The following is a 26,743-nucleotide window of genomic DNA, read 5'->3' as shown; positions in this document are numbered from 1 at the left end:
CTCCTATAAAATCATTATGGTCTACTTACCCTATCATAATTTTTCCTTTCGGACGTTTAAATGGATCCGATTTTCTTTTTAAAGTAACCGCAAAAGCAATCGTTAATGGACCAACCCTACCAGCAAACATTGTTAATATAATTAGGATTCTTCCAATCGGCGTTAAATCCGGTGTCAAGCCCATAGATAATCCAACGGTGCCGAATGCGGACGTTGCTTCGAAAAATATCATCAAGAAGTCTTTACCATGTTCTGTTATCGTTAAAATCAAAGTAACAACCATGACAATTAGAAGACCACTTATTGTTACAGTAAGCGCCTTATAGATCGTATCGTACATTACCGTTCTATTAAATAAAACTACATCTTCTTTCCCTTTAACCTGAGACCTAACCGCTCCCAATAAAATAGCAAATGTAGTAGTTTTAATCCCACCACCAGTAGAACCTGGGGATGCTCCAATAAACATAAGAATAATCGTAATGAAAAGAGTGGTTTGCGTTAAATCAGGAATATTCAATGTATTTGACCCTGCTGTTCTAGGTGTCACGGATTGATATAAAGAACCAAGTATTTTTCCTGACCACGATAATGGTTGCAATGTTTTTGGATTATGCAATTCCAATAAGAATATTAAGACAGTTCCTACTACCAATAAAATAATGCTTGTACGAAGAACAACTTTTGTATGTAAAGAGAGCATTTTAGTATGTTTGAATTCATACAGTTCGTTCATTACAATAAAACCAATTCCACCAAGTGTAATCAATAAACAGACAACAATCGTAACAAGGGGATCAGCTACATAACCAGTTAGACTTTTAAAGTCACCCATTAAATCAAACCCCGCATTATTAAAGTTTGAAATAGAATGAAATATTCCAAAATAAATAGCTTTTTGTAATGGCATATCAAAAGCAAAACGAATTGCTAACAAAATCCCACCAACTAACTCAATAATAAAAGTAAAAATTAAGATTCTCTTTACTAAACGAACAATCCCTGCAATCGATAAATTATTTAAAGCCTCTTGCAGTAGTAACCGTTCTCTTAAGGAAATTCTTTTCCCTAAAATAACAGCAAAAAAAGTTGCAAAAGTCATAAAGCCTAATCCACCAACTTGTATGAGTGATAAAATAACTAATTGCCCGAATAAAGTGAATGTTGTTCCAGTATCCACAACAACAAGTCCCGTTACACAAGTGGCTGAGGTAGAAGTAAATAACGCATCTAAAAACTTAAGACCTTCACCATCCCTTGTTGCAATTGGAAGAGTTAGAAGAATACTACCAATTAAAATAATGAAGGCAAATCCAATCACTAAAACTTTAGAAGGATCTAACGAAGATTCCAACTTTTTTTTCATAGTAGTACTACCTCTCTTTTTTGCCTATTTTTAAATAGGAAATCTACTTCCCCCATTCAAACTTTCAACATTATAGTTCCCAATGAAGAAAAATTATAATTACTTTATCCATAAACAAAAAAGCTAATAAATATTTCTAGTCCATCAAGGTCAATCTATGAGTAGTTAAAAAGTGTTGAGAGGGGCAATTTAATTGGAATCAAAGGTAATGAATGTCGTAGAACATCATTTATATATCATCATTATTGTCTTAATTTTTGGACTGTTAGCTATGAAATTAGCTGAAAAAATTAAAATACCTGATGTTGCTTTGTTTATGATATTTGGTATTATATTGGGTCAGCCTGGACTAAACTTAATATCAATATCGAATGAATCGCCTGCTTATCAATTTATCATTGTCCTTGGATCGGTACTAATTTTGTTTGAAGGAGGTAGGGGTATTCAATTCTCAGTTCTAAAAGAAGTATGGATTACGATTTCCCTTTTATCGATTCTTGGTGTGATCATTACAGCTGCAGTCGTAGCCTTTACTGCATTTTATTTACTAAAACTGCCTATTTTATATGCACTGTTGCTTGCCTCAGTTATTGCATCAACAGATCCAGCTACTTTGATTCCTGTCTTTAAACAAGTTACAATTCGAGAAAAAGTTAAACAAACAGTAGAAAGCGAATCTGCTTTTAATGATGCGACAGGTTCCATATTAGCATTTACGATTCTCGGTGTTATTTTAGGACAAACACAATTATCTATTACATCTAGCATATGGAGTTTTGTTCGCGAAGCAGGTGGTGGAATTATAGTAGGAGTAGTTGTAGGTTTCCTAGCTGTATTTCTAACTTCAGAGCATAGATGGGAATTGCTTAAGAGATTTAGTACAATTGTCAGTTTTGTCGCTGCAATTAGTTCATATCTTTTAGCTGGATACATCCATTCAAGTGGATTTATGGCAACTTTTACAGCTGGACTTATATTAGGTAATCCTCAATTATTTCATTTTCAAATATCAGATAAAACGAAATCAACCGACGCTCATTTTTCAGATTCAACGACATTAATTATGAGAACACTTATTTTTATGCTGCTTGGTTCCCAAGTAAATTTTCATATTTTAAGTAAATTTTGGTTACAAGGAATATTGATTGTTCTAATTTTCATGTTTATTGCACGACCACTTACTGTTCTCATTTGTACATGGCCAGATCGTATTGCAAAATGGAAATGGAATGAAATTATTTTTATGTTCTGGGTACGTGAAACAGGCGTTATTCCTGCAGCACTTTCCGGGATGATTGTTGCTGCGGGAGTGAATTATGCAGACGAAATTACAACTGTCACTTTCATAGCAATATTAATGACCATTCTTATACAAGCTAGTACAACAGGTTTTGTTGCAAAAAAATTAGGCATTACAGTTGAAAAGTCAAATGCAAATAGCTAATAATAATCCAATTAAAAAAGACAACTAAATCGTTGTCTTTTTATTTTTTATTACTTTCATTAATCTCAAGTTTATATTTCGCAATTTTCCTTTGTATTTTCTTTAAATTTTCTTCCGTTTCCATTATTTGATCTAAAACATTTTTCTCTTGTTGCATCATCAATTTTAGACGTTGATGTAATGTATCTTCCCCTTCCATTGACCAATCAACAAATTGCTTTATTTTCTTAATCGGCATACCTGTGTTTTTTAAGCATAAAATCATCTCGATAAATTTAAGTGCGTCCTCATCAAAAAGTCTATCTCCACTATCAGTTCTTTTTAGAAAAGGTAACAAACCTTGTCTATCATAGTATCTTAATTGAGAAATTGATAAGCTATTCAACTTTGCTACTTGTCCAATTGTATAATCCATAAACCTTCATCCTTACCAAGGCATAATTCCTTTTGAATTTAGAATTTTTCCATTGTAGTTCAAATCACTTAGTGCATAGTCTGTAATAATTTTAGCACCTTCTGCAGTTGTATTTCCTCCAGGTGTATTTCCATTTAGATCAGTCGTTGTAAAACCTGGTGTAACACCAAAAATTTCAGGTCCATTACTTCCGAATTCTTTCCCAAATGTGAGTGTTAGTGAATTATTAGCAGTTTTAGAAGAATTATAACCAAGTATATTGATTGATGCAGTTTCTCCACGATCAAATAATGTTTGTGATGCCATATCTGTCGTAACATTAATAATTTTTCCACGTTCAGACTTTTTTACCAGTGGTAAAAAAGTTTGAATCATTTGGAATGTTCCAAAGAAATTCACTTCAAATGCTTGGCGTAAAGTTTCAAGTTTGATTTCACTTGGCAATATATGAAAATCTGGGGCAATTCCTGCATTATTGATTAAGAGATCTATGTGGTCAGTTACTTTCGAAATTTTATTTAAAGCATTTTGAATAGATTGTGTCCTAGAAACATCAACCTGAATAAATGTAACATTAGATAAACCTAAATTCTGCACTGCTTTAATCCCGAGCTCTTCATTTCGAGCACCTAAAAATACATGATAATTTTCTTCCGCCAACTGACGAACTACTTCTAATCCAATCCCTTTATTGGCACCTGTTACAAAAGCAAATTTTGTCATATTCATTTCCTCCGATTTATTATTTTGTTGCTTACAAATCAGAGATTACAGCCTAAACCTTAGTTTAGGTCAAGGGTTTTAATCATATATTTTTATTATAATGGTGACATTCTTTTTAAGAAATAAATAAAAAGCATGAAATTAAATCATTTCATGCTAAAAATATAATAAAACCATCATTTTAAACTCTGATCAGCTACTACTAAAACATCTAAATGTCGCAACTCCCTTAACAGTTTTTGAACAATCGAACCCGTTTTGATTTCTTCCCATCTAGTACGAGCTGACTGTCCCATAATGACATGAGTTGTATTTTTTTCACGGATGTTTTTTACTAATTCGATAAAAACATGCCGGCGATCAGTTGTCTCATATAATTCAAATGAACCACCTAATCGTTTTGTTAACTCTTTTATTTTTTTTAACGATTGCTCTTCATCTTCAGAAAATTTACCATGTTCTTTAACATAAGCTACATATAATTTAGCTTTTAAGCGATATGCAATTCGAAAACCTCTCCGTATAAGTCTTTCACTATTAGGTTTTAAATTTATACAAACAAAAATGACTTCCTCTTGTCTCCAGGGACCTCTAAGGGTTAAATCTCTTTCCCATGCTTCAAGGCGTTCATCTACATCATCAGCTACTTCTCTGAGTGCTAATTCCCTTAATGCAATTAAATTACCCGTTTTAAAAAAATTGTTTAGTGATTGTTCTATCTTTATTGGAGCGTAAATTCTTCCTTCTCGCATTCTTTCCCTTAGTGCTTTTGGAGATATATCAATTAATTCAATTTCATTTGCATCTCTAAGAATATTATCTGGTACTGTTTCTCTAACTCTAACCCCAGTTATTTGTTCGACACTATCATTTAGAGTTTCAACATGTTGTATATTCAATGTAGAAATGACTGAAATTCCAGCTTCTAAGATTTCTTCAACATCCATATATCTTTTATTAAATTTACTACCAGGTACATTCGTATGTGCTAATTCATCAATTAACACTACCTCTGGGCTTCTTTGAATAATTGCCTCAGTATCCATTTCTTCTAGAGTGGTTTCTTTGTAAGGAATGACTTTTCTCGGAATAATGTCTAAGTCTCCTACTTTTTCCAATGTTTCTACCCTACCGTGAGTTTCAAGTAAACCAATTACAATATCAATACCTATTTTCTTTAACTCATTCCCCTCTCTTAACATCGTATATGTTTTTCCAACACCTGGAGCAGCTCCAATATATACTTTTAAAGTACCACGTTTTATTTTATGAATTTCCTGGGCAAGCTCTTGCGGACTTAAACGACGGTATGGGTCTACTACTTCTTTATTTACTTGCATTGTAGGAATGACTCTTTCTCCATGTATTTCCGCTCGATCTGCAACAATAAATACATCGATGTTTTTTGTCTTTCTTAAAATTTTATTAACGATCGAACCATTTACAATCTCTTCCCAACGTGTCCTCTTTGATTGACCTAATACAATACTCGTTATATTATGACGGATTGAATATTCAACAATTTCACTCGCAATTGAATTGCTCATAAGTGGTAATTCTTCAAAATTCCCTCCTACTTTTTCAACAAGCTTTATAATGGAGCGTTTAAATGTTAACTCATCTCTAGTGAAATTTTTTTTAGGTGGTTGAAAACATACTACATGTAAATCTCCACCCAATCTTTTTGAAATTTGCTGTCCTCTTCTAACTAAAATAGAACCATTCCAATGATATTGCACTGTGACTAAAATTTCCTCTGAAGCTCCAGAAGGACCAACTATCCCGTGTTTTTCCCGGTATTCGTCAAGTTCATCATTCACTTCGCTAGCTATGAAACGAAGTGCTAGTTCACGAAGAACTGCTAAATTGCTTTTATGTAATAATTGATAACGATTTTTATTTTCTTCCTCATTATATAAATCCTTTTTTGATCTTTCTAAAATAACTTCAGGTGTAACATCTAATAACTTTACTTCATCTGCCATTGCTAAAGTTTCTTCCGGAACAAATAGATTGCCCTTAACTTTGCCACCAGTCAATTTGTCAGCTTCATCATAAACTTCTTTTATCTCATAAATATTCATTGTTGTAATGACGCTTATATTTTTTGATATTAAATATTTAATATCTTCTAACCGAGTAGGAAACGTAGCATCATGTCTGTTTTGATGAGCTAAAGAATCAACAAGTACTACTTCTGGATTTCTAGCTATGATGGAATTTAAATCAATGTCTTGTTTTAAAGAGCCACTTTCTTCCCAAGTAATTGAAGGAATTTTCTCTAAAGAACCAATTTGTTCAATCGTTTTCTGACGATTTGTTTCACTGATTAGCCCAATTACAACATCAATTCCACGTTCTTTTAAAACATTACCTTCTTGGAGCATATGATACGTTTTTCCAGCACCACTTGCAGCACCGATAATAATTTTTAATCTGCCTTTTTTGATTTTCTGAATGGATTCTAATAATTCCTCAGGTGTTTTCCTACGAAACTGTGTGTCGCTCAAGATTTTCCCTCCATTCTCTATACATAAGGAAAAAGGGGAGACAATCCTCCCCTTTTATCTTAACTTCTGTAATTCTAGGTTTAATTCTAATATATTCACACGTGGCTCCCCAAATATTCCTAATTGACGACCAATTGTATGACGATGAATTAACGCTACTAATTTCTCCTTTGATATACCTGTTGCCTTAGCTACCCTAGATACCTGGGCTTTCACTGCTTCCGGAGATAAATCTGGGTCAAATCCAGAGCCAGATGTCGTTACTAAATCTGCAGGTATTTTATTACCCAGATTTCTATTTTCATTTTTTAATTCATTTATTTTATCTTTCGTTGCTTTGACATATTCTTTTGAAGCAACTGCCGCGTTCGTTGCAGCTGAAGCAGTAGGATTGTAGTTTGCAGCAGATGATCTGGAATGGAACCATTCAGGCCCTTTAAATTCTTGAGCTAATAATTTAGAGCCTGTGACCTTCCCATTTGTTTCTATTAAACTACCATCTGCTTGTTTCGGGAAAATAACTTGTGCAACCCCAGTTGTAGCTAAAGGATAACCTAAACCGCAAATTAACAATAATACGATTGATGCTCTAATCGCAATCATAACTGATTTCACATTAACTCCTCCTTCCAAATGAATTAAACAAAATGCAATGTAGATACAAGCATATCTATAATTTTAATTCCAATGAACGGTGCAATAACGCCACCAAGTCCGTAGATTAATAAGTTTTTAGATAGTAGTTTATTAGCATCCATTGGCTTATACTTCGCACCCTTCATTGCAACAGGAATGAGGAGAGGAATAATGATTGCATTAAAAATTAATGCAGATAGGATTGCAGACTTTGGTGAATTCAATCCCATAATATTTAAATAATCTAATTGTGGTATTGCCATAATAAATAAAGCTGGAATTATCGCGAAATATTTCGCAATATCGTTTGCGATTGAAAATGTTGTTAATGAACCACGAGTGATTAATAACTGCTTACCGATCGCAATGACAGATAAAAGTTTAGTAGGATCTGAGTCTAAGTCAATCATGTTAGCCGCTTCTTTCGCAGCCATCGTACCTGAATTCATCGCTAAACCAACATCAGCTTGTGCTAGAGCAGGGGCATCATTTGTCCCATCACCGGTCATCGCAACTAGCTTACCTTCATTTTGTTCTTTTTTAATCGCAGCAATTTTATCTTCAGGTTTTGCTTCTGCTATAAATTCGTCAACACCTGCTTCTCTCGAAATTGTTGCAGCTGTTAAAGGATTATCACCAGTACACATAACTGTTTTAATCCCCATTGCTCTTAATTCATCAAATCGCTCTTTTAATCCTGGTTTTACTGTATCTTTTAAATAAATAACACCGTAAATTTTATCATTTATTGCAACAGCAAGTGGTGTTCCCCCTGCCTTTGCAACGATATTTGCTTTTTCTTCAAGTTCGCTCGGGATTTTGCCCCCTTTAGCAATTACATACTTTTTAACCGAATCTACTGCACCTTTTCGAATTTCAGTTCCATCTTTTAAATTCAAACCTGACATTCTAGTTTCAGCTGTAAATTCAATAATATCTGCATCCTCATACTCATTTTCATCCCAGCTTAACCCATTTTTATGAGCTAGCTCCACAACTGAACGTCCTTCTGGTGTTTCGTCTTTTACAGAAGATTTTAAAGCAGCTAAAGTTATCTCTTTTTCTGTTATACTTCCAACTGGAATGAATTCACTCGCCATTCGGTTACCAAATGTAATTGTTCCAGTTTTATCTAAAATCATCGTATCAATATCTCCAGCAGCTTCAACAGCTTTACCAGACATCGCTAAAACATTAAATTGTGTAACACGGTTCATCCCTGCAATTCCGATTGCAGAAAGTAATCCACCAATTGTAGTCGGGATCAAACAAACGAGTAAGGCAATTAAAGTTGCTACATCTATTGAGACATTTAAATAATTAGCAATTGGTACAAGTGTCATAATGACGATTAAAAATACTAATGTTAATACAGCTAATAGAGTAGTTAATGCAACTTCATTCGGTGTCTTTTGACGAGCAGCTCCTTCAACTAATGAAATCATACGGTCAATAAATGATTCACCAGGATCAGTTAAGATTTTAACAATAATATAATCTGATACGACTCGAGTACCACCAGTTACAGATGAAAAATCTCCACCTGCTTCTTTAATTACTGGCGCAGATTCACCAGTAATAGCTGATTCATCGATGGAAGCTAAACCTTCAATAATTTCTCCATCTGAAGGAATAATTTCGCCTGTATCAACTCGAACGATATCTCCTTTTCTTAATGAAGTTGACGGTACTTCTATATATGATCCATCTTTTTGTTTTAACTTTGCATTTGTTTCTGATTTCGTTTTTCTTAACGTATCTGCCTGCGCTTTTCCGCGACCCTCTGCAATTGCTTCTGCAAAGTTTGCGAAAAGGACAGTAAATAATAGAATCAAGAATACCGCAATATTATATGGTCTTCCAACTGTACTAATTCCAAATATATCCGGTTTAAAAGAAAGTATTAAAGTAATAAAAGTACCCACTTCAACTATAAACATGACTGGATTTTTTATCATAACAAGTGGATTTAACTTTTTAAATGAATCGATGATTGCCTGAGTTTTTATCTCTTTTGAAATAGGCTTATTTTCTATAGCCATATGATCAATCTCCTCTTTCGTTATGATTGCTACTATTTAAACATTCCTAAGTGTTCAGCGATTGGTCCTAGTGCAAGTACTGGGAAAAACGTTAATGCACAAACGATTAAAATAATCGCAATTAAAATAACAGTAAATAAAGGTGTATCTGTTCGGAATGTTCCAGACGTTACTGCAACAGTTTTCTTAGTAGAAAACGATCCAGCAATTGCTAACATAGCAATAATAGAAATATATCGACCAAATAACATAACTAATCCGATGACGATATTATAAAAATCAGTATTAGCTGTTAATCCACCGAATGCCGATCCATTATTCGCAGCTCCAGAAGTAATGGCGTATAACACTTCAGATAAACCATGGAACCCGGGATTTAATATAGAAGAAACTGGTCCTTTTAAAGCCAATGCTAAAGCAGTTGGAACTAAGATAATTAAAGGATGTGTTAAAATCGCAATGGATGCTAGTTTAATCTCTTTTGCTTCAATTTTCTTTCCTAAAAATTCTGGTGTTCTTCCTACCATTAACCCACATATAAAGACTGTTAAGATTACATATAATAAGCCATTTAATAATCCTACACCTTTACCACCGAACACATTATTTAACATCATTTCAGCAAGTGGTATCATTCCACCAATAGGCGTTAATGAATCATGCATATTGTTAACTGATCCAGTAGTGGCAGCAGTCGTAACGGCTGTAAATAAAGCTGATTCAGAAATTCCAAATCGAACTTCTTTTCCTTCCATATTCCCATGAATACCAAGTGCTTGTAATGCTGGAGTACCATTATACTCTGCAACAAATACAGCTGTAAGAAGCCCTATAAACAAAATGCCCATTGCAGCAAATACTGTCCAACCTTGTCTTTTGTTTTTAACCATAACACCAAATGCATAAACTAATGAAGTTGGTAAAAGCATCATACATACTATGTGAACTAAGTTTGTTAAAGGTGTTGGGTTTTCAAATGGATGAGCCGCATTTGTACCAAAAAATCCTCCACCATTTGTACCAACATGTTTAATTGATTCAAGTGCAGCTACCGGTCCTCTAGTGATTACTTGCTTTACCCCTTCAATTGTTGTTGCATCTACTGCACCTTTTAAGGTTTGTGGCACACCTTGAAATACTAAAAACAAAGCAACAATAAATGATAAAGGTAAAAATACACGAGTGATTGAACGAACTAAATCGACATAAAAGTTCCCTAAATTATCTTTACGTCCTACTAATCCCCTAATGAATGCAATAGCAACTGCAAAGCCGGTAGCAGCCGAAGTAAACATTGGAAATGTAATAGCCATCATTTGCGATAAATATGATAGTGAATTTTCACCACTATAAGCTTGCCAGTTTGTATTTGTAATAAAAGAAATTGCTGTATTGAATGCCAAAGCTGATGGCATATTACCTATATGATCAGGATTAAAAGGCAAATATTTTTGAAATCTAAAAATTGCGTATAAAATGATTAACATTACAAAATTGCTTAGCAACATCGCTAAAACATATTTTTTCCAACCCATTTTCTCGTCTTCGCGTACACCTATTAAGCGATAAATTAATCTTTCAAAAGATCCAAAAAAGCGATCTAGCCCTGTTTTTTCATTGTCATATACTTTAACAAGGTAGCTACCTACTGGTTTAACTAATAAAACGATAATCAGTAGTGTAACAACTACTTGTAAAATCCCCATGGACATTTAAAAACTCCTCCCAAATGTTAAATTAAATACTAAAATTTCTCTGGTTTAATTAATACAAAAACTAAATATAGAATAAGAACGATCCCTATTATTGCTGGAATAAGCATTTAATTTCCCCCTTATGCTTTTTCGCAAAAAATTGTAAATCCCCAAAATATTGCAAAAATGATAACCATTAAACCTACCATTGTAAGATCATTCATCACTGCAATTCCCCTTTCTTCAATTACTAATTTCATTTGTTTCATGTTTTCCAGCCTATTTCTGAACAATAAAAAAGACCAATGGATACTAATCCTCCAACAAATTAACTAAATTTAAAGGGCTATAAACAAAAACAATCATGTTTATCCCTAATTAAGTTTTAGTTAATTGAAATTTGGAAGAAAAGTATCCATTGGTCTACCTAACACCCAGCTAGCATAAAGCTCTCTTTGTGTTCTGTCTCCCTAATCTTTTCTATAAAATATCCAGAATTTACCATTTAATAACAAAATAAAAAGACCTACTTTATTATTTGCTCAGGTAATTTTACTGCAAAAAAATGCAATAAAAAAACCCGCTCAAATTAGGCGGTCTATTGACCTCCCTCGCTTTAGCCTACGAAGTTAGCTGTCGGGTAGGATGGCGAAAGAGTATCTCATCCCTTCTACATTCATGTAAAATTAACCCCAAAAAATTGGTTCCTCCGCTTACGATAATCGTAATTAAGCCGATATTTATTTTGCTGACTTGATTATACGGCGATGATTTTTACATGTAAAGAGTTTTTTTCAGTACTTTTGTAAAATCTTACCCCTTTACAATTTTATTTAACTCTGTATGATAATCATATCAATAAAATATATTTGCTGTAATCGCTAAATCGTAAATTACGAGCGGGGGAACCAGGAACCATTCGTGCATTGCACACGGGGTGAATCCATTAAAGGTAGGGCTACTTTTCAAGCCCGAATCCGTCAGCTAACCTCGCCAGCGTTTGAAGAGAGCAAAACTTATTCGAGTTATTAATATTTCAATATATTTTTCCATTGAAGTAAATAGCTACGAGAAGATTGCTCTTCTTGTGGCTATTTTTTTGTTTTAATTAACCATATGGGAGAGATATTAATGATAACATCGAAAAAAAAGCTTGAAATCGAATTAAGTGAGGCATTTATAAAATTCCAAAGAGAGCTAATTGGAAGAGGTCCGCAAGAAGCTAAAACATATATAGTGGAAGATATGATCATCCTTCGATTTAAAGGCGTCTTAACAACAGAAGAGAAACACTTAGTTTCGCATGATACAGGAAAAAGTCTTGTAAAAAAAATGCGCCAAGTTCTTAGAGAAATGTACAGTAAAGAATATGAAGAAATAGTTGAAAAACATACAGGATGTAAGGTTCTATCTAGTCATAGTGACACAAGTACAAATACTGGTGAACGAATTGAAGTTTTTATAATGGATCAAAATATTAATAAATTACTAGATGCTAAATACAACTAATTATTATTTAGAAATATTAAAATTAAGTAAGGAGTACGAAAAATGAATATCGCGTTTTTCTTTACCCCCAAAAATGAACTTGTTTATATGAATATCAACTCGACAATGCGTCAAGCTCTTGAAAAAATGGAGCACCATCGTTTTACAGCAATTCCTTTAGTTGATGATAACGGCAAATATGTTGGTACACTTACTGAGGGTGATTTATTATGGAAATTAAAAAATACGGAAAGTTTATCTTTTTCTAATACAGGAAAAATAAATCTAAATGAAATTTCCTTGCATAATATTTATGCACCAGTCTCCATCAATGCACAAATTGAAGATTTATTTACAAGAGCAATTAATCAGAACTTCATTCCAGTAATTGATGATCATGAAGTTTTTATTGGTATGGTTAAGAGAAGAGAAATTATTGAGTATTGTAGTAAGAAATTGTTAAATGAAAGCCAAATTTTAGACTAAGACGATAAAAAAAGAGCAACTACATTTTTTTGTAGTTGCTCTTTTCTATTAATTTGCAAAATATATATTTAGTGTTAATTAAAGCAAGATTGACGAGAACTGCCATTTTCATAAACGATACACCTTACATCTTTATTGTACCGACCTTATTTATCCATTATTTTCAACAACCGGATGAATACAATATGAAAAGTAGAAGATTGATTATTAGATTGATTTTACACATAAAATTAAGAAATAGCTTTTCATTATTTAATTTAAAGGTGCATTTTACATGATTAGTCTCCTTTTTTATTTGCGTATATCCAGTTTTTGTTTTCGATCCTAATCGTAATAGGATAATATGGTCTATTTAGTAATATTAATTAGTAAATAGATAAAAATGAAATTTCAATAATACTAGAAAATTGAAAGTTGGTGACAAATTAGTGAATGATAAAACTGTAAAAGTAACTCATTCTACTTCTCTTTCAAAAGAAGAGCTTCTTGAATTAGACCAAAAATATGTATGGCATCATATGTCGCCTCACAATCCAAATCCAATGGTTTTAGTATCCGGAAAAAATAGTACAGTCACTGATATTGATGGTAAAAATTATTTAGACGGGATGTCTGGTTTATGGTGTGTGAATGTAGGATACGGTCGCGAAGAAATCGCCAATGCTGCTGCTGAACAAATTAAAGCAATTCCCTATGTTCCAATGTCCCAAGGCAATGTTCCTTCCATCTTATTGGCTGAAAAGTTAAATGAATGGCTAGGTGGAGATTATCGTATTTTTTATTCTAACTCTGGATCTGATGCAAATGAAGTAGCTTTTAAGATTGCTAGACAATACCATCAACAAAATCGTGAACCTTTGCGTTATAAATTTATCTCAAGATATCGCGCATATCATGGTAATTCGATGGGTGCTTTAAGTGCTACTGGTCAAGCCAACCGAAAAGTTAAATATGAACCTCTTAGTTCAGGTTTCCAGCATGTAGCACCGCCTTATTGCTATCGATGCCCTTTTGGTAAAACGTATGGAGATTGCGGTATCCAATGTGCAACTGCAATTGAAGATGTTATTAATTACGAAGGTGCTGAAACGATTGCAGGGATTATAATGGAGCCAGTTATTACAGGTGGAGGAGTTATTGTACCACCTGCCGAATACTTAACAAAAGTTCGAAAAATTTGTGATAAATTTGGTATTTTGTTAATTATTGATGAAGTAATATGTGGTTTTGGCCGCTCTGGAAAACAGTTTGGACATCAAAACTTCGGTATAAAACCAGATATCGTCACAATGGCTAAAGGAATGACAAGCGCTTATTCTCCTCTTTCAGCAACTGCAGTAAGTAGCGATTTATATGAAGTATTTAAACAACCAGGGTCAGATAATCATTTTCGTCATGTTAATACGTTCGGAGGAAATCCAGCTTCATGTGTAGTTGCACTTAAAAACTTGGAAATTATTGAAAGAGAAAATTTAATAGAGCGTGCTGCTTATTTAGGTGAAGAGCTCCGTAAAAAATTAGATCGTTTACTAACTTATAAAAATGTTGGAGACATCCGAAGTTTTGGTTTTATTGCAGGAATTGAGCTTGTTGAAGATAAAAAAAGTAAAAAACCTGCTAGTCCAGAGTTGGTGTTAAAAATAATTACTGAATGTAAAGCACAAGGATTAATAATCGGTCGAAACGGAGATACGGTTCCAGGCTATAATAATATCCTTACACTTTCTCCTCCATTTACAACAACTGATGAAGAGCTTGATTTTATCGTAGATACTTTAAACAATGCATTCTCAAAACTATAATCATACGGGGTGATATTCATGTCTACACAAACTAATATAAAGGTTTTAAAGAATTTCATAAATGGTGAATGGATCGAAGCTTCATCAAATGCCAAGACAATTCCAGTTCCAAATCCTGCTACTGAAGAAATACTAGCATTTGTACCTCTCTCAACTAAATCAGATTTAGAAACCGCTGTGAAAGCAGCTAAAAAAGCTTTTATAACATGGAGTAAAACACCTGTTCCAAAAAGAGCAAGAATACTATTTTCATATCAACAATTATTAATAAAGCATTGGAAAGAACTTGCTAATTTAATAACGATTGAGAATGGTAAAAGCTATAATGAGGCTTATGGAGAAGTTCAACGTGGAATTGAATGCGTAGAATTTGCTGCCGGTGCGCCAACTTTAATGATGGGTAAACAATTACCTGATATTGCAACAAATATTGAATCGGCGATGTATCGATACCCTGTTGGGGTTGTTGGAGGCATAACACCTTTTAATTTCCCAATGATGGTACCTTGTTGGATGTTCCCACTAGCGATTGCATGTGGAAACACGTTTATCTTAAAGCCTTCAGAACGTACTCCACTTCTTGCAAATCGTTTAGCAGAAATCTTTACCGAAGCAGGGCTTCCAAACGGTGTATTCAATATTGTTCATGGAGCACATGAAATTGTAAACGAATTACTTCAAAACAAAGATGTTCCTGCCATTTCATTTGTAGGCTCTCAGCCTGTGGCGGAATATGTTTATAAAACTGCATCTGCAAATGGTAAGCGCGTTCAAGCATTAGCTGGTGCTAAAAATCATAGTATCGTTTTACAGGATGCAAACTTAGATGAATCGGTCAAGCAAATCATTACAGCAGCATACGGTTCAGCTGGTGAACGTTGTATGGCATGCTCAGTAGTCGTAGCAGTTGGCGATATTGCCGATCCCTTAATCGAAAAATTAAAAACAGAAGCGAATAACATTACAATTGGAAATGGACTAGATGATGATGTATTCCTAGGTCCAGTTATTCGCAAGGAACATCGTGAACGAACGGAAAAATATATTGAATGTGGAATTCAAGAAGGTGCAACCTTATTGCGTGATGGTCGAAATGATTTAATTCGAAAAGAAAAAGGTTATTTCATTGGACCAACAATCTTTGATAATGTAAACCCATCAATGAAAATTTGGAAAGAAGAAATTTTTGCACCAGTGCTTTCGATCGTTAGAGTTAAATCATTAGAGGAAGCAATTGAACTCACTAACAAATCAGACTTCGGAAATGGGGCTTGTATCTTTACAGATAGTGCATCAAGTATTCGATATTTCAGGGAGAACATTGAAGTCGGAATGCTCGGAGTAAATATCGGCGTGCCAGCACCAATGGCTTTCTTCCCATTCTCTGGATGGAAAAACTCTTTCTATGGTGACCTACATGCAAATGGTGCAGACGGTGTCGAGTTCTATACAAGGAAAAAAATGATAACGAGTAGATTTGAATAATTAATATTGTAGCTTTTCCATTAGTTTAGGTAACTGGACTAATGGGAAAGCCTTTTTAAATAGAAAAAATCGCATATCCCGTAAGTAGTTACGGATTAGATGCGATTTTTCATTCATTATTGATTTATGAATCATTTAATGCGGGACGTTCTGTTTAGCTCGATGCGTTCGTCAATTTTAATTGCGTTCCGACCAATTTATTTGCGATTCACTCACAAATGAATCCCAAACTGCTGAATAATCAACGATCCAAAATACTTCCGTGTATCAGCATTCATTATATGAAGAGTGATAAACTGCTCCTCTTCATCTTGGTTTTCAAAGTCAACATAAGCACCGTCTAGCGTTTCTCTAACATTTTTAATCTTGTAGCCTTTTTTTATAAGGGAATCTATTTGATTTCTCTCAATTAAAAACTCCTTATATGTTGACATTAGCTACTCATTCCCTTCTTACTAATCTTCTATTAAACTAGTTTCACCATACTTCTTTCTCTTTAAGTACTGTCCACTACCTGCATTACCAACAAATTGCTTCTCTTTTATGACAAACTCTCCACGAACTAAGACACTCACTGGCTCACCAGTTACTTCCATCCCTTCGAATGCGTTATAGTCGACTGCCATATGGTGAGTTTCTGAAGAGATTGTTCGTTTACTATTCGGATCAAAAATAACTAAATCCGCATCTGATCCAACTGCAATTGTTCCCTTCCCGGGATATATTCCAAATAGCTTTGCACTTCTAGTAGAAGAAATGTCAACGAATTGATTTAAAGATATTCTGCCTTTTTTAACGCCTTCAGAGAACAAGATGCTTACGCGATCTTCAATCATTGGTCCACCGTTTGGAATTTTTGAAAAATCGTCTCGGCCTAGATCCTTTTGACCTTTAAAATCAAAAGAACATTGATCGGACCCTAAAGTTTGAAGATTTCCATTTTTTAATGCATTCCATAACACATCTTGGTTCCATTTTTCACGAAGTGGTGGAGACCAAACGTATTTTGCACCTTCAAATTCAGGCTTTTCTAGCATAGACTGATCAAGCACTAAGTATTGTGGGCATGTTTCTCCCCATATATCGATTCCATTATTTCGGGCTTCGGTTATTTTTTCAACAGCCTCCGCACAAGTAACATGAACGACATATAATTGTGAATTTGCAAGTCCAGTTAATGTAGCCGCTCTACCTGTCGCTTCACCCTCTACTTCTGGAGGTCGTGTCAATGCATGGTAAATAGGTTCTACTTTTCCTTCAGCTAAAGCTTGATTAATTAAATAATCTACAACATCTCCATTTTCCGCATGCACCATGACTAATGCCCCATATTCTTTTGCTGCTAATAACGTACGGTATAATGTCGCATCATCAGCTTGAAATACATTTTTATAAGCCATAAATACTTTAAATGATGTAATTCCCTCTTTTTCTATTACTCTAGGTAACTCTTGTAATACTTCATCATTTATTTCGCCAATCATAAGATGGAAACTATAATCAATCACTGCTTTGTTTTTCGATTTTTCATGCCATGTTTCAATGGATTTTTGGAGTGACTCTCCTTTATTCGTTAAACAAAAATCAATAATTGTTGTTGTCCCACCAAAGGCAGCTGCAATCGTTCCTGATTCAAAATCATCTTTTGTGACTGTCCCACCAAATGGCATATCTAAATGCGTATGCGGATCTACTCCACCTGGAAAAATATAATGATTTGTTGCATCAATCATTTCAGCGTCCGTACAATCTAGATTTAGTCCAATTGAAGTAATTTTATTTTCCTCTATTAAAATATCAGCCTTGTAAGTATCGGTTGCAGTAACGATCGTTCCATTTCGAATGATTTTCTTCATTTTCTTTTCCTTCCCCCCTTTAAAATTGAATATTGGTTAGATCGTGCTAATAGCTTTAAAGCTTGTTGGCGATCATTCCAAGTCATCGAAGGCTGTTTACTTGGAATCTCTACCATGTTAATTGCATCTTCCACCGGACAGACGATTTTGCATAAATTACATCCTACGCAGTCTTCCTCCCGAACCTTTAAATATGACTTTCCATTTTCATCTACTGACATATCAATACATTGGTGAGATGTATCTTCACAAGCAATATGGCATTTATTACAGTTAATGCACGTCTCAGTATCAATCCTAGCAACCACTTGATAATTTAAATCTAAATTTCCCCATTCTGAATATTTATGAACTGCTTTCCCTACTAGATCCGTTACTGAAGAAAGACCTTTTTCATCTAAATAATTATTTAAACCATCAATCATGTCTTCAACAATACGGAAACCATGGTGCATTGCTGCAGTACAAATTTGAACGCCAGTCGCTCCCATTAATAAAAACTCTACTGCATTTTGCCAATTTGAAACACCACCAATCCCGGAAATTGGCACTGATATACGTGGATTACGTGCACAATCTGCCACCATATTTAATGCGATTGGTTTTACTGCAGGTCCACAATATCCACCATGTGCTCCCTTCCCGGCAACATGGGGAACCGTATTCCAAGAATCTAAATCTACTCCCATTAAACTGTTAATTGTATTAATCATACTGACTGCGTCAGCTCCACCACGAACTGCCGCTTCCGCCGTTACAGTAATATCAGTAATGTTTGGCGTTAGTTTTACAATGACAGGTGTTTTCGCAACTTCTTTTACCCAAAAAGTTTGTTGCTCTACTAATTCAGGAACTTGACCAGATGCAGACCCCATTCCTCTTTCTGCCATACCATGTGGGCAGCCAAAGTTCAGTTCTAAACCATCAACCCCAACATCCTCTACCCTTTTCACAATTTCGTGCCATTTATATTGTTGCGGTTCAACCATAAGTGATGCGATAATCGCTCGGTCAGGAAATCTTTTTTTCGTTTCATAAATTTCTTTTAAATTTACTTCAAGAGGTCGATCAGATATCAATTCAATATTATTAAATCCTGCAACTCTTTGTCCGTTAAAATTAATAGCAGCAAATCGTGAGGAGGTATTAATAATCGGTTCTCCTAACGTTTTCCAAACAGCCCCACCCCAACCAGCTTCAAACGCACGTTGGACTTGATAACCCGAATTTGTTGGAGGAGCAGAAGCAAGCCAAAATGGGTTAGGTGACTGTATGCCCGCAAGATTGATTCGTAGATCTGCCATGTAAGAAAACCTCCTTTTAAGTGTTTAACTGTTTATGAATCGCATAAGCTACTTCTTTTCCTTGTTGTGCTGCAGTCACTACCATTGCTTCTCCTTGCCCTTTTCCAAAAATGACATCACCACACGCAAAAACTTTAGGATTAGATGTCTGAAATGATTCTTGGTTAATTTTTACAACGCCATCTTTGTGTTCTAAATCAAATTGTTCAATTAACTCTGTATAGCGAGTTTGCCCGATCGCTTTTATGACCCCATCTACCGGTATCGTGAAATTGGAATCGGGAATAAGTACAGGCCTGCGGCGACCGTCTTTTCCAACTTCACCTAATTCCAATCGCATACACTCAAGTGCAATGACTTTTCCGTTTTCACCAATTATTCGTATAGGTAATGTTAGCCATCTGAATTCCACCCCGTCTTGCTTAGCAAAATCATATTCAAACTGATAAGCGCTCATTTCTGATTGCGTTCTACGATATAAAATTTTGACATTACCTGCGCCTAAACGAACAGAACATGTCGCAGCATCAATTGCAGTATTACCCGCACCTATTACAGCAATGTTTTTACCGATAAAACGATTTGATAACTCTCCTGATTTTGTCTCTTTTACAAAATCAATCGCATCGTATACTCCGTCCAAATCCTCTCCCTCTATATCTAGCATTGGAACCTTACCCATACCTATAGCCAGAACGACCATGTCATAGTTTGCTAATAATTCATCTGAAGAAATATCTGAACCGACTCTTGTATTCGTATGAATTTTTACATCTAAATTTTCAATTTGTTGAACTTCCCAGCTTGATATACTTTTGGGTAACCTAAAAGAAACGATTCCATAACGATTTAATCCTCCAGCATGGTTTTCTGCTTCAAAAATCGTTACTTCGTAGCCTAATAAGGCAAGTTCACGAGCAGCTGCTAAACCGGATGGACCACTACCAACGATCGCAACTGTTTTTCCGTTCTTTTTTCCAGCCTTAAATAATGATTGATTATTTTTTATTGCCCAATCAGTTGCATAACGTTGTAAATTGCCAATCATAATCGGTTTTGTAGAAGATTTTAGTACACATGCACCTTCGCACAGTTCTTCTGTAGGACAAACACGAGCACAGCTTGCTCCAATAGGATTAGAAGACATAATCGTTTTAGCTGACCCTTTTAAATTTCCCGAACCTATTTTCTTTATAAACGTTGGTATGTCAATCCCAGTTGGACATGCCTTAATACATGGGGCATCATAGCAATAAAGACATCGATGTGCTTCTTCAAATGCTTCTCGTTCCGATAACCCAGGATGTACTTCTTCAAAGTTCTTCGATAAATTCTCTAACGAAACTCTATTCACTAACAACACCCTCCTATTAGGCTACAAAGTTACTTTTTAAGAAAGCTGATTATACGATTGTTTCAATAACTTCTACCTTTTTACATTAGTAAAGCCGTTTTCATGTAAGAACAATCACTTATTTCTTTCTTAAAAAGGTAAAGCTTTTTCTAAAATTGAGGTATTTCAATATATGTTTAAAAAAATTAATTTAGACATGTTTATGTAAGGGGTTGTCAGTGTTTAATTAATGAATATTAAAAGCTATTTACTTTTTCAATTAAATCCTTTTTTAGGTTGTTGTATTGAAAAAAATAAAAGCTCAAACCCTTATATTAGGTTTGAGCTTTTTAATTTATTCTTAAATTTTATTCTTCACAAAAACGTTAAATCGTTTTCTATAAAAATAGATCAGCAAGACGATGATTAACAGTCCTAAAATGACTTTACCGAATAAAGTGAACTCTAGTACTTGATTAACAGAATACGATTCAAATAATATGACGGGTAGCTTACCAATCAAACTAGCTAACATGAAACTTGACCATGTGATTTTTCCAAAGGCAGCAAACAATGTAATCAAACTAGATGGTATAAAAGGAATAAAACGAAGAAATAACACACCGTAAAATGCTTCTTTTCCTTCTAAGCTTAATAGCCTATTTAATCCTTTAAATTTAGTTGAATTACTAATAAATCTTTTTTGTAAACCCTTTCTATATAAAATAAAAGATACGAATGTACCAACTAATTCACCTATGAAAGAGACTAAAAATCCATCAGCAAAACCGAATAGTTTAATATTGATTGCTGTCAAAAACCAAGCCGGTATAATACCAACAATACTAATTAGAACATTAATTAAAATACTAAGTATCGCAGCATAGTCTTTGTATGTATTTAAAAAATGTTCAATTGCAGAAAGTGTCATAATTTTCCCCCATTTTTTTTAACAACTTAATTGTACAACATTTAGTATGATAAAAAAGCTAAGGTTCCAAAAATACATAAATCTTCCATAAATTAAAACCTATTTACTATTTTAGACATTGAAATTTTAAACATACTAACCAATTTAAATTTAATTTTTCAAACAAAAAAAGATGACTTCGAATACTACTCGAAATCATCTTTTTGATAATTTTTATTCTTCTTCAGTTTGTCCTTGGAAGAAGATAAATAAATACTTTACTAATTCTAAAACTGAAATTAAAGTTGCCGCTAAATACGTAAGAGCAGCAGCTCCTAATACTTTATTTACACCTTTTCTGTCTGTATCATGGATGATACCACTTGCTAACATTAATTTCTTTGCTCGTGAACTAGCATTATACTCTACTGGTAAAGTGATCAGTTGAAATGCTACTGCTACTGAAAAAAGTAATATCCCTACTCCAATTAGAGAAAATGCTTGAAGTAAAAATCCTGCTAGTAGTAGTAATGGTGCCGCACCCGATGCAATGTTAACGATTGGGAAGATTCGATGACGAAGTGTTAAAAATCCATATGAAGTGTCATGTTGTATAGCATGACCTACTTCGTGTGCTGCAACTGAAACAGATGCAATTGATCTACCATAGTATACTTCCTCTGATAAGCGAACTGTTCTTGCCATCGGATCATAATGATCAGATAATCGCCCAGGCACTACTTCCACCGGTACGTTAGGTAAATTATTATTGTTTAATATATGTCTTGCAACTTCTGCTCCGGTTAAACCTCCTGATGCTGGCACTTCAGCCCAGTGATTAAAACTAGATTTCACTTTAAATTGTGCCCAAATCGATAATCCAAAGGCAATCAAAATTAGGAAATCCATAGGGTGAAAAAACATTTACATTCTCTCCTTTTAAAGAATAAATGACAATAATGTCTGAATTAATTCTGATGATTGTGTTGTTAATTGACGGATAATATTTAGCTTTTGTTCTTCAGTTAAATTTTCTAGTAAATATTTTAATTGTGACAATTCAATTTGTAACTGATTCATATGAACGGTTACTTCCTCTGTTAGAGGGGCTATACTCTGGTTCTCGACCATTGCTATTTTTTTCTTTTCTAAAATCTCTTTTATTTCTTGGAGTGGTAAGTGCATGGATTTACATTGCTCAATAAATTTTAACGTTTCTAAAGAAGCTTCATCATAAAAGCGATGGCCATATTCTGAACGCCTAGGTTCGAGTAATCCTAGGTTTGTATAATAATCAATTGTGCGCTTAGACACTCCGACTTCTTTTGCTAGTTCTCCAATTTTATAGACAATCCCAATGTTTTCACTCTCCTTATATTGTATTATATGTGATTTCAATAAAAACGTACAGTAAAACGTTATATTGTTCAAATTTTAAACTTTAGAATAATCAGAAAATATCTACATTTCAAGGACAGAATAGTAAAAAAAAATAATGGGAAAAATAGGGTAAAATTACCAACCGTAGAAAAGAGGAGTATTAAATGATAGCTGACCGAAATTTAGATAAAAATGAAAGTTCGCTTCGGGAGTTGCTATTTAATAGTTCTGATTTTAAATCAAGTAATTTCGGAAGCAATGACCGACCTTATCGTTTATTTTATATGGATACTATGATTGATGATAAATCAGTGCAAGAATATATTATTCGTCCTTTGCTTAACAATCCAAATGTCAGTGTACGTGATGCCGTTTCAATTCTTGATTACAGTGAAACGGAACTCCTATCCGAAGCTACAAATGCGATAATTGAAGGTAAATCAGTCGTTCAAATTGATGGAGAATCCAAGTTTTATTTACTTAGAACTGAGTTAGTTAAAGAACGCTCAGTAAACGTTCCCATGAATGAGCGTGTTTTACGTGGATCACACAAGGCATTCAATGAAAATCTGAATACGAATCTCAATATTATACGAAACCTTGTTGCTACTCCAGATCTAGTCGTTAAGTATTTTCAAGTTGGGCGTAGATCGAACACAAAGGTTGCTATACTTTATTTACAATCACTTGCTAATGATGTTGTTTTACAGGAATTTGAACGTAGACTTGCTAATGTTGATATAGATTATATTGATGCACCAGGATTTTTTCCAGAACTAATACAAGATAACAAATTCTCTCTATTTCCAAAAACGCTCATTACGGAAAGACCAGACCGAGTAAGATCTTACTTGATGGATGGAAAAATTGGTTTTTTAACCGACGGTGCGCCAGAATGTGCATTCGTTCCAATTTCGTTTTGGGCATTTTTTCAAAGTCCAGATGATTACCAAGTTAGTTGGTTATTCGGAAGTGTTTTAAGATTTCTACGTATTCTCTGTTTTATTTTTGCGATTAGTTTGCCTGGAATTTATGTTGCGCTTGTGACTTTCGACCCTAGAGTTCTCCCATTAGAATTTGCACTAACCTTGCAAAGTTCTATGCAATACGTTTCGATGCCACCAGTATTAGAAGCATTCACAATGCTAGCCATACTCGAGGTCTTAAAAGAAGCAACTGTTCGTTTACCAAATCCAATTGGTCAGACGATTGGTGTCGTCGGTGGGATCGTAATTGGAACCGTCGTTGTTCAATCCAATCTAATTTCAAATATGATGGTAATTATTACAGCACTTACCGGTATTGCTTCATTTATAATTCCTTCTTATGAAATGAGTAATACAGCTCGCTTATTAACTTTTCCTTTTATCGTCATGGCTGCATTTTTGGGGTTAATTGGATTAGAAATTTCATATTTGTTCGTTTTAACACATTTATCCCGAATGAATACATTTGGCATTCCGTACTTTTACAATTGGTTTAATGGCGATACGATTAAAGATACGCTTTTTAGAGCACCTATTAGGAGCATGAAAAAACGTCCAATAGAAAGCCTTGCAAAAGACGAAACTAGAATGGGAAGTCCTAAGGGGGAGACTGAATGATTCAATTAAAAAAGATTTCCATTAATCAACTTATTTGTCTTGTAGTATTGAATCAAGTCGGTGTCAGTGTTTTATCAATCCCTTATAAAATGTCTAAAATATCAGGTTATGACTCTTGGATGTCTATAATTATTGGGGGGATTATAGCTCAAATTGGTATCCTGGTTGTCTATCAACTTGGAAAAACTTATCCCGATCGAACGATACAACAGTATATTTCTTCAATTACAGGAAAATCAATTGGAATGATTATTAACTTGCTATTTGCAGCATACTGTGCAGAATCTTGTTTGATGGTCGTTGTTCTTTATACAGATGTTATAAATCGATGGTTGTTATTTGAAACACCTTGGTTCGTCCTAATCGGCCTAATAACTTTACTCACTGGGTATATTGCTTCTTCAACACTTCGTTCAATATCAACTATTACACAATCTATAGTGCTTATGTTCTTAGTATGTTTTGTAATCATTTTTATTAGTGGTTTTGGAAACGGAGATATACGTCATTTTCTACCAATCGGTACTCATGGGATTGCTCCGATTTTAAAAGGTGCTATCCCTGCATTTTGGGCGTTTGCTGGATATGAGCTTCTTTTGTACGTATTTCCATATGTAAAATGTAAAAAAAAGAAAGATATTTTGGTTGCTATGTCTGTCGCTAATGGGATCACAACATTTTTTTACTTATTTATAGCTTTTATAGTGACGTACAACTTTAGCGAAAAGCAATTAAATCATATCCCGGAGCCAATGATTTTTATTCTTCGTAAGTTCAGATGGCCAATAGTACAAAGTCTAGATATACTCTTTATAACCATTTGGCTATCAGTATCTTTAGTTACAGCATATATTTACTTGTTCTTGTCCGCTCGTTATTTAGCTTTTCTTGGTAAAAAAGAAATTCAGAAACATTCACTTTTAGTGTGGGTTATCGCAATCTTATGTTTTGGGGCAGGAATATTATTTACTGAAAGACAACTGATCCCCAAATTTTCTAAGTATCATAACATTTCAACAGCAATCATCATTATGGGAGTGCCTACGATGCTACTACTAATATCCTTTGTTAAAGAAAGGGTGGCGAGTAAATGAAAAAAACCTTAATTTTATTACTTCTATTGCCACTTCTAACCGGATGTTGGGATCGATTGGACTTAAAAAAGCTTCATCTGGTTGATGTAAATGGATTTGACCTGAACGAAAAAACTGGTGAAGTAGGTGCTTTTTTTCTCATTACGAAGCTTAAAAGCACTGGACAAGGTACAGTTGAACCTATTTCGGAAATGAAAGAGCTTAAAGGACCAACATTAGCAGAGGCAATTGGCCAATGGGAATTTACTGATCAGTCTCCTTTCATAGGAATTAGTACTAGAGTTTACTTAATGAGTAAAAGTTTTGCTTCAGTTGATCCTATTTCAGAGCTTGATTTTTTACTTGGGGCACCCTATTCATCCATTAATAGCCCCTTATTTGTTGTTGACGGGAATTTTTCGAAAGTATTTGATACTGCTTCAGATCCTAAAAAAGAGTTTTCGAAAGATTTAAACGAGTTTGTTGTCTCAATGGAGAAGAACAGAACGATTCCAACAGTTTCGATGATGAATTTTATACAATCCCGTGATGATCCGTTAATTGATATAGCATTACCTATACTAAGTCCAGTAGATTCTAGCTTGGAACTAAATGGTGCATTACTATATAGTAATTCTAAACCTACTGGGAAAACACTTGATCGGGATCAAATAAAACTGATGATGTTAATGGAAGGTGGAAATACTGGTAGGCAAAGATTTACGGGGCATTTGAAAAAGTTTACTGGAATTTTACCAGGTAAAAATGGTGAAAAATCATATACTGAAACTGCTAATAAAAATAATTTTGGGTTTACTGTCAAAAGGGACTTTTCAAAAATTATCGTCTCCAATAAGTCAAATAAATTACCAAAAATTGAGGTAAAAGTAAAGTTACAAGTTAGTGCTTTCGAACTTGGTAAAGAAGGTCATAAGTTAAAGCCTGATTATGTTCAAATGGAAAAAGTTCTAAATAAACATTTTGAAAAAATGGGATTAGAAACGATTAAAACGATGCAATCAGCAAATTCAGATGTACTAGGTATTGGAAAGGAATTAAAAGCATTTCATCCAAAAGTTTGGAAGTCTTTAAACTGGAGAAAAGATTATCCAAAAATGATGATTAAACCCAAGATTGATATCGATATACTTAATGTTAACTAGTAGTTTTAAGTTAATTTCACTCAAGCATA

24 protein-coding genes and 2 riboswitches are annotated in these 26,743 nt (G+C 34.2%); of the genes, 8 read left to right on the top strand and 16 right to left on the bottom strand.

Going from position 1 to position 26,743, the window contains the following annotated elements; translation table 11 throughout:
• Positions 1-25: 25 nt before the first annotated feature.
• Positions 26-1,366, bottom strand: a complete 1,341-nt coding sequence (locus COJ46_RS13375) for a TrkH family potassium uptake protein (RefSeq protein ID WP_098566001.1) — start codon at positions 1,364-1,366, stop codon at positions 26-28.
• 193 nt (positions 1,367-1,559) lie between these two features.
• On the opposite strand from COJ46_RS13375, the gene COJ46_RS13370 reads away from it, so the two are divergent.
• On the top strand, positions 1,560-2,810 hold the full coding sequence (locus tag COJ46_RS13370) for a cation:proton antiporter (protein ID WP_286133536.1): 1,251 nt from the start codon (positions 1,560-1,562) through the stop codon (positions 2,808-2,810).
• A gap of 40 nt (positions 2,811-2,850) precedes the next feature.
• Here COJ46_RS13370 and COJ46_RS13365 read toward each other — a convergent pair whose 3' ends face one another.
• From COJ46_RS13365 to COJ46_RS25015, 8 genes are all read right to left on the bottom strand, one after another.
• Entirely contained in the window at positions 2,851-3,225 is a 375-nt protein-coding gene (locus tag COJ46_RS13365; RefSeq protein ID WP_097975943.1) for a MerR family transcriptional regulator, read from the bottom strand.
• Between the two features lie 12 nt (positions 3,226-3,237).
• Positions 3,238-3,948: an SDR family NAD(P)-dependent oxidoreductase gene (locus tag COJ46_RS13360; protein WP_098566000.1), complete on the bottom strand. Its 711-nt coding sequence runs from the start codon at positions 3,946-3,948 to the stop codon at positions 3,238-3,240.
• A 176-nt stretch (positions 3,949-4,124) separates the two neighbouring features.
• The gene (locus COJ46_RS13355; RefSeq protein WP_097975945.1) at positions 4,125-6,458 is read right to left on the bottom strand and encodes a universal stress protein; all 2,334 of its coding nucleotides are present in this window, start codon (positions 6,456-6,458) and stop codon (positions 4,125-4,127) included.
• 54 nt (positions 6,459-6,512) lie between these two features.
• Positions 6,513-7,073 carry a potassium-transporting ATPase subunit KdpC gene (gene kdpC, locus COJ46_RS13350; protein WP_097975947.1) on the bottom strand — a complete coding sequence of 187 codons (561 nt, stop codon included), beginning with the start codon at positions 7,071-7,073 and terminating at the stop codon, positions 6,513-6,515.
• A 23-nt stretch (positions 7,074-7,096) separates the two neighbouring features.
• Positions 7,097-9,136, bottom strand: a complete 2,040-nt coding sequence (gene kdpB, locus COJ46_RS13345; protein ID WP_097975948.1) for a potassium-transporting ATPase subunit KdpB — start codon at positions 9,134-9,136, stop codon at positions 7,097-7,099.
• A gap of 32 nt (positions 9,137-9,168) precedes the next feature.
• The gene (gene kdpA, locus COJ46_RS13340; protein WP_097976194.1) at positions 9,169-10,842 is read right to left on the bottom strand and encodes a potassium-transporting ATPase subunit KdpA; all 1,674 of its coding nucleotides are present in this window, start codon (positions 10,840-10,842) and stop codon (positions 9,169-9,171) included.
• 38 nt (positions 10,843-10,880) lie between these two features.
• Positions 10,881-10,958, bottom strand: coding sequence for a potassium-transporting ATPase subunit F (locus COJ46_RS25245; protein WP_088012318.1), 78 nt, complete (start codon positions 10,956-10,958; stop codon positions 10,881-10,883).
• Between the two features lie 12 nt (positions 10,959-10,970).
• Positions 10,971-11,099, bottom strand: coding sequence for a hypothetical protein (locus COJ46_RS25015; protein WP_286133538.1), 129 nt, complete (start codon positions 11,097-11,099; stop codon positions 10,971-10,973).
• Positions 11,100-11,433: 334 nt separating this feature from the next.
• Positions 11,434-11,575, bottom strand: a riboswitch (cyclic di-AMP (ydaO/yuaA leader).
• A gap of 124 nt (positions 11,576-11,699) precedes the next feature.
• A riboswitch (cyclic di-AMP (ydaO/yuaA leader) is annotated at positions 11,700-11,845 on the top strand.
• A gap of 116 nt (positions 11,846-11,961) precedes the next feature.
• Between COJ46_RS25015 and COJ46_RS13330 the strand changes: the two genes are divergently transcribed.
• The 4 genes from COJ46_RS13330 (at position 11,962) to COJ46_RS13315 (ending at position 16,091) form a co-directional block, all read left to right on the top strand.
• On the top strand, positions 11,962-12,339 hold the full coding sequence (locus COJ46_RS13330) for a Na-translocating system protein MpsC family protein (protein ID WP_097975950.1): 378 nt from the start codon (positions 11,962-11,964) through the stop codon (positions 12,337-12,339).
• Between the two features lie 42 nt (positions 12,340-12,381).
• Entirely contained in the window at positions 12,382-12,804 is a 423-nt protein-coding gene (locus tag COJ46_RS13325; RefSeq protein ID WP_097975952.1) for a CBS domain-containing protein, read from the top strand.
• Between the two features lie 428 nt (positions 12,805-13,232).
• Positions 13,233-14,606 carry an aspartate aminotransferase family protein gene (locus COJ46_RS13320; RefSeq protein ID WP_097975954.1) on the top strand — a complete coding sequence of 458 codons (1,374 nt, stop codon included), beginning with the start codon at positions 13,233-13,235 and terminating at the stop codon, positions 14,604-14,606.
• Positions 14,607-14,624: 18 nt separating this feature from the next.
• A complete protein-coding gene (locus COJ46_RS13315) occupies positions 14,625-16,091 on the top strand; it encodes a CoA-acylating methylmalonate-semialdehyde dehydrogenase (protein WP_097975956.1) in 1,467 nt (488 codons plus the stop codon).
• A 212-nt stretch (positions 16,092-16,303) separates the two neighbouring features.
• Here the strand turns inward: COJ46_RS13315 and COJ46_RS13310 are convergent, their stop codons facing one another.
• The 7 genes from COJ46_RS13310 to COJ46_RS13280 all read right to left on the bottom strand — a co-directional run bounded on the left by COJ46_RS13310 (position 16,304) and on the right by COJ46_RS13280 (position 22,892).
• Positions 16,304-16,525: a hypothetical protein gene (locus COJ46_RS13310; RefSeq protein WP_097975957.1), complete on the bottom strand. Its 222-nt coding sequence runs from the start codon at positions 16,523-16,525 to the stop codon at positions 16,304-16,306.
• Positions 16,526-16,546: 21 nt separating this feature from the next.
• Positions 16,547-17,947 (bottom strand): dihydropyrimidinase, encoded by a 1,401-nt coding sequence (gene hydA / locus COJ46_RS13305; RefSeq protein ID WP_097975959.1) that lies wholly within the window; start codon positions 17,945-17,947, stop codon positions 16,547-16,549.
• Complete coding sequence (gene preA, locus COJ46_RS13300) at positions 17,944-19,251, bottom strand: NAD-dependent dihydropyrimidine dehydrogenase subunit PreA (RefSeq protein WP_097975961.1); 1,308 nt, start codon at positions 19,249-19,251, stop codon at positions 17,944-17,946. Before preA ends, hydA begins: the two co-directional genes overlap by 4 nt.
• 16 nt (positions 19,252-19,267) lie before the next feature.
• A complete protein-coding gene (locus COJ46_RS13295; protein ID WP_420488145.1) occupies positions 19,268-20,605 on the bottom strand; it encodes an NAD(P)-dependent oxidoreductase in 1,338 nt (445 codons plus the stop codon).
• A gap of 340 nt (positions 20,606-20,945) precedes the next feature.
• A complete protein-coding gene (locus tag COJ46_RS13290) occupies positions 20,946-21,515 on the bottom strand; it encodes a TVP38/TMEM64 family protein (RefSeq protein ID WP_097975964.1) in 570 nt (189 codons plus the stop codon).
• A gap of 213 nt (positions 21,516-21,728) precedes the next feature.
• Positions 21,729-22,418 carry a zinc metallopeptidase gene (locus COJ46_RS13285; protein WP_097975966.1) on the bottom strand — a complete coding sequence of 230 codons (690 nt, stop codon included), beginning with the start codon at positions 22,416-22,418 and terminating at the stop codon, positions 21,729-21,731.
• Between the two features lie 15 nt (positions 22,419-22,433).
• On the bottom strand, positions 22,434-22,892 hold the full coding sequence (locus COJ46_RS13280; protein WP_286133541.1) for a MerR family transcriptional regulator: 459 nt from the start codon (positions 22,890-22,892) through the stop codon (positions 22,434-22,436).
• 146 nt (positions 22,893-23,038) lie between these two features.
• On the opposite strand from COJ46_RS13280, the gene COJ46_RS13275 reads away from it, so the two are divergent.
• From COJ46_RS13275 to COJ46_RS13265, 3 genes are read left to right on the top strand one after another with little or no spacing between them, the layout of a single operon-like run.
• A complete protein-coding gene (locus tag COJ46_RS13275; RefSeq protein WP_097975968.1) occupies positions 23,039-24,478 on the top strand; it encodes a spore germination protein in 1,440 nt (479 codons plus the stop codon).
• Positions 24,475-25,572 carry a GerAB/ArcD/ProY family transporter gene (locus tag COJ46_RS13270; protein WP_097975970.1) on the top strand — a complete coding sequence of 366 codons (1,098 nt, stop codon included), beginning with the start codon at positions 24,475-24,477 and terminating at the stop codon, positions 25,570-25,572. The genes COJ46_RS13275 and COJ46_RS13270 overlap by 4 nt, the downstream gene beginning before the upstream one ends.
• Positions 25,569-26,714, top strand: a complete 1,146-nt coding sequence (locus COJ46_RS13265) for a Ger(x)C family spore germination protein (RefSeq protein WP_097975972.1) — start codon at positions 25,569-25,571, stop codon at positions 26,712-26,714. The genes COJ46_RS13270 and COJ46_RS13265 overlap by 4 nt, the downstream gene beginning before the upstream one ends.
• Positions 26,715-26,743: the final 29 nt, after the last annotated feature.

The organism is Bacillus sp. AFS077874 (assembly GCF_002566505.1).
Taxonomy (GTDB): Bacteria; Bacillota; Bacilli; order Bacillales; family Bacillaceae_G; genus Gottfriedia.
The sequence above is the reverse complement of the archived record's forward strand: the minus strand, read 5'-3'. Positions and strand labels throughout refer to the sequence as shown.

Excerpts from the sequence above, each read along its gene's own strand:
- COJ46_RS25245 (WP_088012318.1), bottom strand. The coding sequence starts at position 10,958 with ATGCTTATTCCAGCAATAATAGGGATCGTTCTTATTCTATATTTAGTT.
- COJ46_RS13360 (WP_098566000.1), bottom strand. The coding sequence starts at position 3,948 with ATGACAAAATTTGCTTTTGTAACAGGTGCCAATAAAGGGATTGGATTA.
- COJ46_RS13330 (WP_097975950.1), top strand. The coding sequence starts at position 11,962 with ATGATAACATCGAAAAAAAAGCTTGAAATCGAATTAAGTGAGGCATTT.
- preA (WP_097975961.1), bottom strand. The coding sequence starts at position 19,251 with ATGGCAGATCTACGAATCAATCTTGCGGGCATACAGTCACCTAACCCA.
- COJ46_RS13285 (WP_097975966.1), bottom strand. The coding sequence starts at position 22,418 with ATGTTTTTTCACCCTATGGATTTCCTAATTTTGATTGCCTTTGGATTA.
- COJ46_RS13365 (WP_097975943.1), bottom strand. The coding sequence starts at position 3,225 with ATGGATTATACAATTGGACAAGTAGCAAAGTTGAATAGCTTATCAATT.
- COJ46_RS13310 (WP_097975957.1), bottom strand. The coding sequence starts at position 16,525 with ATGTCAACATATAAGGAGTTTTTAATTGAGAGAAATCAAATAGATTCC.
- COJ46_RS13275 (WP_097975968.1), top strand. The coding sequence starts at position 23,039 with ATGATAGCTGACCGAAATTTAGATAAAAATGAAAGTTCGCTTCGGGAG.
- COJ46_RS13375 (WP_098566001.1), bottom strand. The coding sequence starts at position 1,366 with ATGAAAAAAAAGTTGGAATCTTCGTTAGATCCTTCTAAAGTTTTAGTG.
- COJ46_RS13325 (WP_097975952.1), top strand. The coding sequence starts at position 12,382 with ATGAATATCGCGTTTTTCTTTACCCCCAAAAATGAACTTGTTTATATG.
- COJ46_RS13315 (WP_097975956.1), top strand. The coding sequence starts at position 14,625 with ATGTCTACACAAACTAATATAAAGGTTTTAAAGAATTTCATAAATGGT.
- kdpA (WP_097976194.1), bottom strand. The coding sequence starts at position 10,842 with ATGGGGATTTTACAAGTAGTTGTTACACTACTGATTATCGTTTTATTA.
- COJ46_RS25015 (WP_286133538.1), bottom strand. The coding sequence starts at position 11,099 with ATGAAACAAATGAAATTAGTAATTGAAGAAAGGGGAATTGCAGTGATG.
- COJ46_RS13290 (WP_097975964.1), bottom strand. The coding sequence starts at position 21,515 with ATGACACTTTCTGCAATTGAACATTTTTTAAATACATACAAAGACTAT.
- hydA (WP_097975959.1), bottom strand. The coding sequence starts at position 17,947 with ATGAAGAAAATCATTCGAAATGGAACGATCGTTACTGCAACCGATACT.
- COJ46_RS13265 (WP_097975972.1), top strand. The coding sequence starts at position 25,569 with ATGAAAAAAACCTTAATTTTATTACTTCTATTGCCACTTCTAACCGGA.
- COJ46_RS13270 (WP_097975970.1), top strand. The coding sequence starts at position 24,475 with ATGATTCAATTAAAAAAGATTTCCATTAATCAACTTATTTGTCTTGTA.
- kdpB (WP_097975948.1), bottom strand. The coding sequence starts at position 9,136 with ATGGCTATAGAAAATAAGCCTATTTCAAAAGAGATAAAAACTCAGGCA.